The organism is Pseudoalteromonas sp. CR1 (genome assembly GCF_019392235.1).
In the GTDB taxonomy this organism is placed as follows: domain Bacteria; phylum Pseudomonadota; class Gammaproteobacteria; order Enterobacterales; family Alteromonadaceae; genus Pseudoalteromonas.
In genome coordinates, this window is sequence record NZ_JAHXRM010000337.1 from 1 (window position 1) to 263 (window position 263).

Consider the following 263-nt stretch of genomic DNA (forward strand, 5'->3'; position numbering starts at 1 on the left):
GGCTGGCCTTGGCGTCGAAATAATGGCTGTCCGGCTCCAGTGCGGTCGGGTCCGGGTAGGCAGCCTCGATGATTTTGCCGATACCGGCGATGCCGGGCTCGGGACAGCTGGAGTGGTAAAAGAAGAACTCGTCACCCACCGCCATGGCGCGTAGAAAATTGCGCGCCTGGTAGTTACGAACCCCGTCCCAGCGCGCTTCGCCGAGCTTTTCCAGGCCGTTGATGGAGAGTTCGTCGGGCTCGGATTTCATCAGCCAGTAGGCC

1 protein-coding gene is annotated in these 263 nt (G+C 61.6%); it reads right to left on the reverse strand.

The features are described 5' to 3' along the window. Positions 1-263, reverse strand: a 263-nt coding sequence (locus KZZ04_RS19620; RefSeq protein ID WP_219423947.1) for an EVE domain-containing protein, incomplete at both ends; no start/stop codon positions are given.